13 protein-coding genes are annotated in these 12,827 nt (G+C 36.1%); 2 read left to right on the top strand and 11 right to left on the bottom strand.

All coding sequences use genetic code 11. From position 1 onward, the window contains the following. Positions 1-605: endonuclease/exonuclease/phosphatase family protein (locus IKV95_RS08135; protein ID WP_287451635.1), on the top strand; the 605-nt coding region annotated here is incomplete at its 5' end. A 699-nt stretch (positions 606-1,304) separates the two neighbouring features. On the opposite strand, the gene IKV95_RS08130 is transcribed toward IKV95_RS08135, so the two are convergent. From IKV95_RS08130 to IKV95_RS08090, 9 genes are all read right to left on the bottom strand, one after another. Then, positions 1,305-2,294, bottom strand: a complete 990-nt coding sequence (locus IKV95_RS08130; protein ID WP_029092165.1) for a LacI family DNA-binding transcriptional regulator — start codon at positions 2,292-2,294, stop codon at positions 1,305-1,307. A gap of 292 nt (positions 2,295-2,586) precedes the next feature. After that, on the bottom strand, positions 2,587-3,030 hold the full coding sequence (locus IKV95_RS08125) for a hypothetical protein (RefSeq protein WP_287451634.1): 444 nt from the start codon (positions 3,028-3,030) through the stop codon (positions 2,587-2,589). A 326-nt stretch (positions 3,031-3,356) separates the two neighbouring features. Next, positions 3,357-4,142 carry a M15 family metallopeptidase gene (locus IKV95_RS08120; RefSeq protein ID WP_287451633.1) on the bottom strand — a complete coding sequence of 262 codons (786 nt, stop codon included), beginning with the start codon at positions 4,140-4,142 and terminating at the stop codon, positions 3,357-3,359. A gap of 169 nt (positions 4,143-4,311) precedes the next feature. After that, complete coding sequence (locus IKV95_RS08115; protein ID WP_029092168.1) at positions 4,312-5,259, bottom strand: ABC transporter permease; 948 nt, start codon at positions 5,257-5,259, stop codon at positions 4,312-4,314. 3 nt (positions 5,260-5,262) lie between these two features. Then, a complete protein-coding gene (locus IKV95_RS08110) occupies positions 5,263-6,312 on the bottom strand; it encodes an ABC transporter permease (protein WP_029092169.1) in 1,050 nt (349 codons plus the stop codon). Further along, positions 6,305-7,825: an ABC transporter ATP-binding protein gene (locus IKV95_RS08105; RefSeq protein WP_029092170.1), complete on the bottom strand. Its 1,521-nt coding sequence runs from the start codon at positions 7,823-7,825 to the stop codon at positions 6,305-6,307. Before IKV95_RS08105 ends, IKV95_RS08110 begins: the two co-directional genes overlap by 8 nt. 87 nt (positions 7,826-7,912) lie before the next feature. Beyond that, the gene (locus IKV95_RS08100) at positions 7,913-8,977 is read right to left on the bottom strand and encodes a BMP family lipoprotein (RefSeq protein WP_029092171.1); all 1,065 of its coding nucleotides are present in this window, start codon (positions 8,975-8,977) and stop codon (positions 7,913-7,915) included. A gap of 236 nt (positions 8,978-9,213) precedes the next feature. Beyond that, entirely contained in the window at positions 9,214-9,720 is a 507-nt protein-coding gene (locus tag IKV95_RS08095; RefSeq protein WP_029092172.1) for an SMI1/KNR4 family protein, read from the bottom strand. A gap of 154 nt (positions 9,721-9,874) precedes the next feature. Then, a complete protein-coding gene (locus IKV95_RS08090; protein ID WP_036027668.1) occupies positions 9,875-10,186 on the bottom strand; it encodes a DUF1033 family protein in 312 nt (103 codons plus the stop codon). Between the two features lie 104 nt (positions 10,187-10,290). On the opposite strand from IKV95_RS08090, the gene IKV95_RS08085 reads away from it, so the two are divergent. Next, a complete protein-coding gene (locus tag IKV95_RS08085; protein ID WP_051457210.1) occupies positions 10,291-10,575 on the top strand; it encodes an acylphosphatase in 285 nt (94 codons plus the stop codon). A gap of 88 nt (positions 10,576-10,663) precedes the next feature. Here the strand turns inward: IKV95_RS08085 and IKV95_RS08080 are convergent, their stop codons facing one another. Beyond that, positions 10,664-12,139, bottom strand: a complete 1,476-nt coding sequence (locus IKV95_RS08080; RefSeq protein ID WP_036042297.1) for a HAMP domain-containing sensor histidine kinase — start codon at positions 12,137-12,139, stop codon at positions 10,664-10,666. Continuing rightward, on the bottom strand, positions 12,136-12,819 hold the full coding sequence (locus tag IKV95_RS08075) for a response regulator transcription factor (RefSeq protein WP_029092175.1): 684 nt from the start codon (positions 12,817-12,819) through the stop codon (positions 12,136-12,138). The genes IKV95_RS08080 and IKV95_RS08075 overlap by 4 nt, the downstream gene beginning before the upstream one ends. Between the last annotated feature and the right edge of the window lie 8 nt (positions 12,820-12,827).

Here is a 12,827-nt window from a genome sequence, read left to right as displayed (position 1 = left end):
TTATCAATCATTTAGCAACGTTAGCGTGTGATTATTACTTCACTTGGCTACCTTCACATATTGGCTACGATCGTTATGATGAAGGACTTGCCTTACTAAGTAAAAAACCGATCATCGCTATCGCAACACAACTTATTTCTGCGACAGAAGCGTACGATGATTATCACACTCGACAAGTCGTTGGGGTTCAATTAGATAACAACGACTGGATTTACTCCATTCATACAGGGTGGTGGCGTTCGGACGGTAGTGAATTCGCTTCACAATGGGCAAAACTATCTGAACATCTCGCTCCAAAAAAGCAGGGACGACTTTACTTAATGGGCGATTTTAATAACCCTGCTCATGTGCCTGGTCAAGGTTACGATACAATTTTAGCTGATGGTTGGTATGATACTTATACCCTCGCAATTAAAAGAGATGCTGGTTTCACTGTCAGTGGTGCAATTGATGGTTGGCGTGAAAAAGCATCAGATGATAATAAACGTTTGGATTTCATCTTCTGCAATCAACCTCTCGGTGTTGAAAAATCAGAAGTCGTCTTTAATGGAATTAACCAACCCATTATATCGGATCATTACGGTGTATTGATTACAACCGTATAAAAATAAACGCTCATCCTCTTTTTATACTCTCAGACGTTAGTCACTATATTTAGTGACTAGCGTCTTTTTACACTGTAAAATAACTAGTTTTAAAAATTAAAAACACTAAGTTCCTATTTATAATTGATTTCAAGAATGATAGTAGTGACTTGCACTCCACTTAACTTAAACACGTTTGAGAATTATTTATGCATAATAGGAACTCAATTATTGCAAAAAAGTCACTAGAACTTCAGCTTGGGAAAGTTGTCTTTTTAGCGGTATTTTTCATCTCCAGTACTTCAACATAAAACATCTGAAAATTACATAACGCTACAAAAAATCCACAACGAGACCTGAAATTTAAACTGTAGTTTTAGTATCCCTAGCTTTGGTGTCTTGTCTCCAGTTGCAACACCAATTCTCTTACAAAATTTCAGAACAAACAAAAAACCTTAGACCCGAAATTTCAGTGCTTTAGTAGGCATGTCAGCAGAAAATGAAGCTTTCTTTCGGTAATCAGCCTACCTCAACTAAAATTTCTAGTCTAACAAATGTTTTTTTCTCGAACTGTACCAACAGATATTTTTAACTATTTCAAAAAAAGCATCAGGCTTAGGTAGCCTGATGCTTTTTTCTACACTGTCTTCAACACCAAACAGGTTGTTTTCGTTTTCAAATCTTCCAATTTTCTAGAGAATACATAAGGTGTTTTCACTTTTAATCTCTCACTATTAAGCGGTGTGGGACAATTATCTTCGATACGAGCGAGTTTTTATTATCGATGTATTTCATCATTAACGAGACGGCTTCTATACCTAGTTGTTTCGCGTGGATATCAATTGAACTAAAGGCGGGACTGCTCATTTGTGAAAATAAAGAGTTATTAAAACTAACGACTTTACGTGGTATATCTGCGGTTTGATTAATGGTTTGTTGCACCATCAATCCAACGATATCATCACTTGTCACAAATCCGGTAACTTCTGGATGTTCACTTAACCATGACCCAAATGTTTCCACGTCTGTTGGGCTTGTATCAACTGGCGCTTGATATTGGTATTCATTAGCAAGATCTGCGCTACGGATAGCTCGTCGGTACCCTGTAAAGCGGTCTAAGCTTACCAATTGCTCCTCATTGTTATACACAAAACAAATATTCTGATGTCCTGCTTGAATTAAGTACTCAGTCGCATCTTTTGCTGCCAAGATATTATCATTATCGACATAAGGTGTTTCATTTTCATAATCAACAGGTTTTCCAACAACTGTGTAACCGATTTTTTGATCGTGTAAATAAGTAACTACAGGATCATTCACTTTAGAATACAATAAAATAAAGTTTTGGATTCTTCCACGTTTCACCATCGTTGCCACATTATCTGCCAATTCTTCATTCGTATCTCCAGAGGCAATAGTCACCATGTATTGTCGCTGATTACATTCTTGATTAATCCCTCGGATAATTTCCATAAAGAAAGGATTTTGAAAAATTTCAGGTCCTGCGACTGGTAAAATAACACCAATTGTATTGCTTGTTTTATTCGCCAAATTACGTGCTGCATAGTTTGGTTCATAACCCAGTTCCTTCATCGCGTTAAAAACCAATTGTTTTGTTTCATCACTAATGACCTTATTGTTATGCATGGCACGCGAGGCTGTTGATGTTGACACACCTGCTAACGCTGCTACATCTTTAATTGTCACCATCTTTTTCAATCCCCATTCACTGTTAATATATAATATATCTCTAGAATAACATATAACATTAAAATAGATAACACTAAGTAGTAATTAACTTGTTAAAACAACGTTTATCTGATTAAAATGTTTGATCGATTAAACCCACAAGGGTATCAAAAATATATATTTGTTATATTTAAATATTTTGCTTGCTTGTTTGTCCAATGTTTTTGTTCGTCGTAAAATCATTTTTAAATGAGCGCAACATTCGACTCATTAATTAGAGCATACTATTCTTGATGTTGTTACTAAGCCTAAGTCAATTCAGCCACAACAGTTCGTCTAAAGTACTTTTTTCTACCTTATTTGTTTTCAACAGAATGTCTGAAACCTCTTGCCTACTATCAATTGTTGATTCTTTTCTAACCAATACATCAATTCCAGAGGGTGTAACCAACGATTTTTCAAATTTTATCATCAATATATCGTCAGAAAGGTAAATAACGGACCACTCACTCTTTAAGAGTTTTAATATGCCTTTTCCTCGCCAAATAAATTTTCCATCCTGATATAAATCTGTGCCGATAATTTTTCGTATTTTATCATTTTTTTCAAATTGAACAGTATCTGTTAAATAACTAGAATCTTCTGAAACTTTACTGTAACTAATTTGTGGATTATGATTTTTCCCACTTGTCCACATCGGAAAATTAGTCGCAACAATTTCCCATGTTCCTTCAATTCTTTTTAACGTATCATCCATGTTTATATCGCTCCTTTTTTACAATAGCTATCCACTGAAAACTACTATTGTTAGATTTCCCCTAACAATACTCCTTATAAGTTTATCATAATTTTCCATTTCCTAGGGCGATGAGCAATAAATCATCGTCCGAGAACAGATACTAATTAACACTCTTCTTACTCCACTATTTTGATATGATTGAGTTACTAAATCCATTTAACAGGAAAACATCCAGTTGCTAACTTATACAATGTATCAAAAAGGCCCTTGTATAAGCGCCCTCAGCACTAATACAAAGACCTTTATGTTTTTCTTAATGTAAATCAAAAATATGACCGAGCATTTTATTGTAGGATTCCTTCAGGATGCTTATCTGCATATTCCTCATAGTTTAAGTTACTATCAAATACTTTTTTTGCGAGATCAACTCCGATATAACGGAAATGCCAAGATTCGTATTCATAACCTGTAATTGCTTCTTTTCCATCTGGAAAACGCAGGATATAGCCGTACTTATACGAATTAGCTGCGAGCCATTTACCTTCGGCTGTTGTTTCAAAACCTTGTTCAGCGGCAAACTCACCTGCTGCGTTACTAATATCGATGGCCAAGCCACTTTGATGTTCACTTGTACCTGGTAAGGCGCTGTATGTAAGTGCTGCTGCTTTACCATCTTGTTGCACATAACCATCAAAAATCGCTATTTGTGTTTCATATGATCGAAAAGCAGAAACGCCTGATAAATGAATGTTCTCTTTTTTAGCTTCGGCGAACATTGTTTCTAAATGCTGAGCGGCTTCTTTACGTAACATACTACGTTCAACCTTTTCACTACCAAATACAAACGGGACATCGGGATACACTAAATCATTGGGTGTGTATTTGTCTGGAAATTTATTGTGCTTATTCACAAGTGCAGTGATACTTGACGGGTCTTTCAACGTTTTCACTCCAGTTTTATTCAAAACAGGCTGATTTTCCTTCTCTTTTTGCTCTTTTTTAACCTGTTCTTTTGCTGCTGCTTGCTTGTTTGCTTCCTCTTCTTTTGTAGCCGTTGTCTCTTTAGCACAACCACCTAAAAGTAATAATAACGCAGTTGAAACAAGCAATGTTTTCTGTAATCTATTCACGTTGTAAATCCCCCTTAAAATATCAGGTACGTCTTTAATCTGGCGACCCTTATAGTACTTCTTCTATTCTAAACACTTTTACACTACTTTTCCAATAGTTTGTGAAAAAAAAAACAATATTCCCTTACCCAATTGGATAATAGAATATTGCTTTTAGTATTAAGCCTTGCTACTTCGGTTTGACGTAGTTTACACCATTTGCCTTTGGACCTTCCGCTTTCCCGATTAAACCAGCTAGAGCTAAAATCGTTAAAACATAAGGTAGAATTTGCATAATGATGGTTGGCCAATGACTGAAGAATGGTAATGAACCACCGATTACTGCTAATGATTGTGCAAAACCAAAGAATAAACCGGCACCTAGTGCACCTAGTGGATTCCATTTACCGAAAATCAAGGCAGCTAGCGCCATAAACCCTTGACCTGCGATTGTTGTTGCATTGAAGTTGTTTGTGAATGATTGTGCGTAAAGCGCACCACCAATACCACCTAACATTCCGGACATAATAACCGCTATATAACGCATACGGTTAACTTTTATCCCCATTGTGTCAGCAGCCAATGGATGCTCACCTACTGAACGTAGACGTAGACCAAAGACTGTTTTATTTAATACGAACCAGATCACAATCGCTACAATAATTGCGATGTATGAATAGAACGAAATACGTTGGAAAAAGATTTGCCCGATAAACGGGATATCTTGCAAGATCGGAATGTTACTATAATCAACGTTTTGTGAAATAGTATCTGTTTGACCTTTTCCGTAGATTATTTTTGTTAAAAAGACTGTTAGTCCTAATGCTAGGAAGTTGAGTGCTGTACCACTGATAATGTGATCGGCACGGAATGTAATCGTTGCAACCGCATGGAAGAGTGCAAATACACCACTACATACCATTGCAAAAAGTGTCGCTAGCAATGTCGTCCAAGCACCAAATGTATCAGCGAAGGTTAAATTGAATACGATACCTGAAAAGGCACCCATGATCATCAAACCTTCAAGACCGATATTAACAACACCTGCACGTTCAGAAAGTAAACCACCTAATGCTGTGAAAATGAGCGGTGCTGACATTAATAAAGTTGATGAAACAATCAATGATAAAGTATCCATGTATTAACGCCCACCTTTCTTAGCAGCCATCTTCGCAATGACCCATTGAATAATATAACTTGCAGCAACGAAGAAGATGATAAGCGCAATCACAATATTTACCAATTCATTAGGAATACCTGCTTCAACTGAAATTGTTGTTTTCCCAATATTTAATGCAGCGAATAAGAAGGCACTAAATACAATACCGATTGGTGAAAGTGCTCCTAATAATGCAACAGCAATACCATCAAACCCAATTCCTGATACAGAACCTTGAGTAAAGGCAAAACCAAATGTACCCAAACCTTCCATTGCGCCTGCTGTACCTGCTAAGAAACCAGAGATAAGCATTGCAAAAATGATGTTACGACGTACATTCATTCCTGCATACATTGCCGCATTTTCGTTGAAACCAATCGCTTCAAATTCATAACCTTTTGTTGTTTTCTTCATAAATACCCAGATGATAACAGCAAATATGAGTGACAAAATTATACCCCAGTGCAATGTTGAATATTGCGTAATATTTTCTAAAAATGGTGATTTTAACGACGCTGTCTCTTTCACAACATCCGTTTGATCTTTCCCATCTGTGAAAACATCATGAATCAACCAGTTAAAAATATACAGTGCAATATAGTTCATCATAATTGTGATGATAACTTCATTTACTTTAAGATATGCTTTTAAAAGTCCTGGAACCAACGCCCATAAAGCACCACAGATACCACCGACAACAATTGCCATTGGTAAGTGAATAAATTTAGGGAAGTCAAACAGTGTTCCTGCCCAAACGGCACCTATCCAACCCATTAAGAGCTGACCTTGAGCACCAATGTTGAACATGTTCATTTTGTAAGCAACTGCTATCGCTAAACCAGTTAAAATATAAGGTGTTGTTAAACGTAATGTTTCACCTAGATAATAACTGTTACCGAATGCACCATAGGCTAAGGCGCTATAGCCTGCTATTGGGTCGTAACCGAACGCTAGCATAATAATCGCACCAATTAACAAACCTAGCACAATCGATGCCACAGGGACGATTAAACCTTGAAAACGTCTAGACATTTGCTTTTACCTCCCCAGCCATATATAAACCTAATTCTTGTTCGTTTGTTTCTTTTGCATCTAAAATTGCGACAATACGTCCTTCATAAATAACTGCAATTCGATCACTTACATTTAGAATTTCTTCTAACTCATACGACATTAAAACAACTGCTCGTCCTTGATCACGTTGTTCAATCAAACGTTTATGTATGAATTCAATCGCACCTACATCTAAACCACGAGTAGGCTGTGCTGCAATTAGTAATTGTGGCGAACGATCAATCTCACGCGCAATGATTGCTTTTTGTTGGTTACCACCAGATAATTTCCCGGCTGGAACGTGTTCACTACTTGTACGGACATCATATTCTTTGATTAACCCGTTTGCAAAACGATCAATCTCTTTTTGATTAAGGAAACCATGTTTGCTTAATGGTTTTTGATAGTATGTTTGTAACGCTATATTGTTAGCTAGAGACATCTCCAGTACTAAACCATGTTTGTGGCGGTCTTCTGGAATGTGTCCTAGACCTTTTTCCGTAATTTGGCGAGGTTTTAAATTATGAATTTTTTCCCCGTTTAATTGAATTGTACCGTGCTTCACTTTTCGTAAACCGGTGATTGCTTCGATAAGCTCAGTTTGACCATTACCATCAATTCCAGCAATGCCTAAAACTTCGCCTGCCTTCACTTCTAAACTCAAATGAGATACTTTTTCAATTTTATGTTTTTCTTCCGCTACCACAAGGTCATTAATAGATAGCACAACATCTGTTGGATGTGCCGCTTTTTTAGCGGTTGAGAACAGAACTGCTCGTCCAACCATCATATTAGCAAGTTCTTGTGGTGAGGTTTGTGCCACGTTTACAGTGCCAATACCTTCACCTTTACGGATAACTGTCACACGATCACATACTGTCATGATTTCTTTCAACTTATGCGTGATTAAAATAATTGATTTGCCTTCTTTAACCAGCAATTTCATAATTCCCATTAAATCAATAATTTCTTGTGGCGTTAACACAGCTGTAGGCTCATCAAATATGAGGATATCTGCACCACGATAAAGCGTTTTAAGAATTTCGACACGTTGTTGCATACCAACACCAATTTGATCGATGCGTTTATGCGGATCAATTTGTAAGCCATACTTGTTAGAAAGTGCCTCAATTTCTTTAATTGCTTCTTTTTTATTAATTAAGCCTAAACGTGATGGCTCATGTCCAAGAATAATATTTTCAGCGACTGTAAATTTATCCACTAACATAAAATGTTGATGAACCATACCAATACCTAAATCATTCGCCTTATTAGGACTTGTAATATTTTCCTTTTTACCTTTTACTCTTATTTCGCCACCGTCAAGTTCGTATAAACCAAATAACACGTTCATTAATGTTGATTTACCAGCACCATTTTCACCTAATAATGCATGAATTTCACCAGGTTTAACCTGTAAATTAATATTGTTATTTGCTACAAAGTCGCCAAACTGTTTACGAATATTTAACATCTCAACTACATATTCCAAAAGGCGCCCTCCTAAAATTAATTTTTTAATTGAAAAAGCTGGACATCGGAATGACCAGCTTATTCTTATTATCATTTGATTTTTTTACTATGGTTTTTCTGGAACTTTTACATCACCAGAAATGATTTTTTCTTTGTACTCTTTAACTTTGTCTAACACTTTTTTATCAATGTTATCAGTTGAATCAGCAATACCAACAGCATCTTTATCTAAGCCATAAACGATTGTTTTTCCACCTGGGAATTTACCATCTTTAGCTAATTTAGATGTCTCTTCTACTGCGATATCAACACGTTTGATTTGAGATGCTAAAGCCACGTTGAATGTTTTACCATCAACTTTGACTTCACCTTGATCTGCTTGATCACGGTCAACACCCATGAACCAAATTTCACGTGATGAATCTTCTTTTTTCAAGTTACGAGCTTCTGTAAAGGCACCATTACCTGATGCACCTGCTGCTGAAAGAATGATATCAGCATCGTTGCTGTACATTGTTGCTGCAATTTGTTGTCCTTTGTCCGCTTGAACAAATGAACCAACGTATTTCACATCAATTTTAGCTTTAGGATTTACTTCTTTAACGCCCGCTTTGAATCCTGCCTCAAAACGCCCTACAACTTCACCTTCCATACCACCGATAAAACCTACATGATTCGTTTTAGTTGTTAAACCAGCAATTACACCCATTAAGAAGGCACCTTCATTGTCAGCAAAACGAATGCTTGCGATGTTATCTACGCCTTCGACAACATCATCGATTAAAGCGAAATGTGCATCTTTTTGTTGTTTAGCAGTTTCAGTAACAGCTTTAGTTAACTGGAACCCTACACCAAAAACAAGGTCAAAATTGCTACGAATTGCACTGTTCAAGTTTGTTTTGTAATCTGCTTCATTTGCAGATTGGAAATAATCATAACCTGACTTGCCTTTTTCTAAGCCGTTATCTTTACCGAATTTTTGAAGTCCATCCCATGCTGACTGGTTAAACGAACGGTCATCTACCCCACCTTGATCCGTAACCATTGCTACTGTAAATTTGTCATCTTTTTTAGCATCATCTGATTTTGAAGATTTGTTTCCACATGCTGCTAAGAATGAAGATAAAACGACAACCATAATTAATACAACTGCTAACGAGCGTTTTTTCATCAGTTGTTCCTCCCCTAATTCCTCTTTTTTGTAAAAAACACGATTGTTGTAATTGCTTACATAGAAAAATTTACGTGTTTTAATTACTCATTAGAATATATCATGAGATTGATAATAAATAAATAGCTAATTCAACATTTTTTAAATTTCCACTTTTCTGAATATTCCGTTAAATTAGACCGCTAGATAAACAGCACAGCATATTTGCTGTACTCTTTATCTAAAACAAGCTGTTTTTATTGGATTGTTTTTATGGCTTCGCGAAAAACATCGCTGATATGTTCAGCAATTTGAATACGACGTTCTAACAATGGTTCAGTTTCGTCGCTTCCAATTGGGATTGGAAATTGATACAGCGTAGGATCTTCATCATCTAATCGAATATAGTAGTTATCTCCAGTGCCGGCAGGTTCACTCCCAATACAGATGTAGTTCAAATGAACCAAATCAATGCCAGGGAATTCTTCCATCGTTTCTTCTATAATATATTGCGGCTCAAAAAATTCAATGGCTGTTTCACCACTATAACTCGGGTTAGTTGTTTCAACATTCCACTTAACTTCCAAGTTAATGATCGGGTAATCACCGATTAAATCGCGGTACCATTGAGGCAACTTGACCGGAAGCTCACTTTCTAACATCTTCAATTCTTCTTTTGTGGCTTTACGACTTGTTAACTTTATGTCCGCATCTTCAGATATCTCGATAAATTCTTCAATAGCACTTCCTAATATAGGCTGCAATTAGCTCTCACTCTTTTCAGTTATTTTTTATATTATGTTCTTCCATTAAGGTGTTTTAGTCTGACTTACATATTTACTTATATTCATTATAATATGTTTCGAATATATTTAAAAGGGTTTACCTCAAACTATTATAATTATCTATCCAAACAGACTAGTTGCTGATTAAATCCGGGTCATGTTCGCCGTCTTTCAAGACTAGTAAGCCATGATAAACTTGCAAATCATCGTCACATTCTTCACAAAAACATTTTTCTTCATCACACCAGAATGCGGCTAATGTATTTTTTTTAACTTGTTGATATCCGTATGTATCATGCAATTTCGTAAATGCCTCTATATAGAGAGCTTTCGCTTCTTCACGTGTTGTTGCCTCAAGTTCTAAAACGATATCTTCTTGCCAATCATCGAAGAACCACCAAGGTTCATTAAAACTTTCTGTTTGAATAATTTGCCAACGTGTCATCGTCCACACTCCTTTATCTCTCTTAAATAGTAGCGTGTTTATTTACTCTTTTCAACTTATCTGTTTTACGCTACACTAGAACTATAAAGAAAGGTGTGATTTTTTTGGATAATTTAACTACTTGTGAGATACAAGCATATGGTACAGTTCAAGGTGTTGGCTTCCGTTATGGCACACTTTTTATCGCACGTTCCTTGGGCCTTAGTGGCTGGGTTAAAAACATGCCTGATTACTCAGTTTTAATTCACGTTAAAGGTAATAAACATGACATAATTACCTTTATTGATAAATTAAAAAAAGGTCCCACACCTTCAGCTCGAGTGACTAAACTAGAAACAACTTGGGATATTGAACCTCCAATACAAACAGATTTCACAATTATTTATTGAAAAAAGCGACAGTTTCACACACCTTCAGCTGAAATTCAGAAAGGTAGTGAAACTGTCGCTTTTTTGCTTTTTTTAGATAAAATTATTTTTATAATTTATTTTTCTTCAGCGGTTTTTTACGAGCAGTTTGAATGACCTCTTCTTCCATGATAGGTAGTGAAACGCTGACAGTTGTACCTTCACCCACAACACTATCTGCTGAAATAGTTCCTTTATAACTCACGACCAATTGCTTCGCTATCGCTAGACCTAAACCATTTCCACCCACTTCACGTGTTCTTGCTTTGTCCACACGATAAAAACGGTTAAATACTTTGTCTAACTCTGAAGGATCAATACCAACACCGTGATCTTTCACTTTAATAACAGCACGATTACCGATTTGTTCAAGCGTAATATTTATTTCTGACAAACCATTTGAATATTTCACAGCGTTGTCAAATAAGATAATCAAAATTTGTTCTAAATGATTTCTTAAGATTAATGAACGCAACACAATATCTGGATTATAATCATACGTAATATTAAAATCGTCGTGCAATATTTCAAAATTTCGTTTAACTTGTTCTACCGCTTCGTTAAGATTAGTAATCTGTAGTTCGGCAGTATTAGAAACTTGTTCAGCTCTTGAAAGATCAAGCATTTCTTGTACAAGTTTTTTCATACGATTAACTTCAAATAACGAAGCCTTCAAGGACTCTTCTAATACTTCAGGATCATCTTTCCCCCATCTGTTCAAGAGATTAAGGTGTCCTTCAATAATTTGTACAGGTGTTCGCAATTCGTGTGAAGCATCTTCAACAAAATGTTTTTGTTGCTCAAACGTTACTTCCATACGTCTCATCATATCATTATAAATAGTAAGTAATTCACTGATTTCATCTTCCGCATCAATATTTTTCACACGTGCCTTAAAACCATTTTCCTGACTATTCACCATCGAACGCGCTAAATCTTTAATGGGTTGCAACAAATGTAAGGCCATTACATATCCCAAAATAGCACTGAATACCAATGCGATGATATCTAAAATCAGTAACGTCCAAAAAAGATATTTCATTAATGAATTTACACTGGTGAGCGGATTAATGACTTGTACATAACCCACAATCTTAGCATTATTTTCTAAAACAGGCTTAATACCTACGATAACGCGACTGCCTTTATTTACCGTTTCTTTAACTGTAATCGCTTCAACTTTTTCAAGAGGAATATTATATTGCTGTTCACCACCGTATTGAGCTGGGTACCATGTGCTACCATCCGGCTTTAAAATCCGCACAATTAAGCCACGATTATAAATATTTTCATTTAAACTTTCACTATCAATTGGAAAATCAGTGGCATTCACTTGATGCCAACTTTTACCAGTCAATGAAAACGTTACGTTATTAAGTGCCGTTTGAACTTTACTCTTTTCCTCATTAAGAAGCATGGTAGATACACCTTGATAAATAGCGACTGCAAAGACAGAAAAGGTTAAAAAGATGGCAACACTCGTTCCCAACATCCATTTATATTTTAAGGAACGATTTTTCATGTTGAGAACTTGATGAATTCTCATGTGCGCATCACATACCCTGTGCCTCGCACCGTTTGGATATAACTCTCTTCACCTGGACGATCAATTTTATTACGTAGATAACGCACGTATACATCTACAACGTTGGTCTCCACTTCTGTTTCATAACCCCAGACTTTATTTAATAACACTTCACGTGTTAGCACAATATTAATATTTTCCATTAGAGTCAATAACAAATCGTACTCTCTCTTTGTTAATTCAATCACTTCTTCGCCAACTAGAACCATCCGGCTTTCTTTTTCAACGTTTAAGTCACGGTAACTTAACTTCGTTTGTTTTTGAGCGGGTTCTGCATTTTCAACACGACGCAATAAAGAACGCAATCGTGCCAACAATTCTTCAATTGCAAAAGGCTTCACAATATAATCATCCGCACCATGGTCTAAACCAGAAACACGATCGATGACACTGTCTCTTGCGGTTAACATAATAATGGGGGTTTGTTGTTCCTGCTGACGAATACGGCGACAAATCTCAATACCATTTAAGCTTGGTAACATTAAATCTAACAAAATCGCATCCCATTCACCTTCTAACGCCAATTCAAGACCTTCACGGCCGTCATGTGCAATGGTTACATTATAATTTTCATGTTTTAATTCAAGTTCAACAAAACGCGCTAAATTTTTTTCATCTTCAACTAATAATATATTATTCACTGTTGTAC

Source organism: Brochothrix sp., from assembly GCF_017549435.1.
GTDB lineage: Bacteria > Bacillota > Bacilli > Lactobacillales > Listeriaceae > Brochothrix > Brochothrix thermosphacta.
Note: the sequence above shows the minus strand (reverse complement) of the source record. Positions and strands in the feature narration are given on the sequence as shown.

Excerpts from the sequence above, each read along its gene's own strand:
- IKV95_RS08130 (WP_029092165.1), bottom strand. The coding sequence starts at position 2,294 with ATGGTGACAATTAAAGATGTAGCAGCGTTAGCAGGTGTGTCAACATCA.
- IKV95_RS08125 (WP_287451634.1), bottom strand. The coding sequence starts at position 3,030 with ATGGATGATACGTTAAAAAGAATTGAAGGAACATGGGAAATTGTTGCG.
- IKV95_RS08115 (WP_029092168.1), bottom strand. The coding sequence starts at position 5,259 with ATGGATACTTTATCATTGATTGTTTCATCAACTTTATTAATGTCAGCA.
- IKV95_RS08110 (WP_029092169.1), bottom strand. The coding sequence starts at position 6,312 with ATGTCTAGACGTTTTCAAGGTTTAATCGTCCCTGTGGCATCGATTGTG.
- IKV95_RS08100 (WP_029092171.1), bottom strand. The coding sequence starts at position 8,977 with ATGAAAAAACGCTCGTTAGCAGTTGTATTAATTATGGTTGTCGTTTTA.
- IKV95_RS08090 (WP_036027668.1), bottom strand. The coding sequence starts at position 10,186 with ATGACACGTTGGCAAATTATTCAAACAGAAAGTTTTAATGAACCTTGG.
- IKV95_RS08080 (WP_036042297.1), bottom strand. The coding sequence starts at position 12,139 with ATGAGAATTCATCAAGTTCTCAACATGAAAAATCGTTCCTTAAAATAT.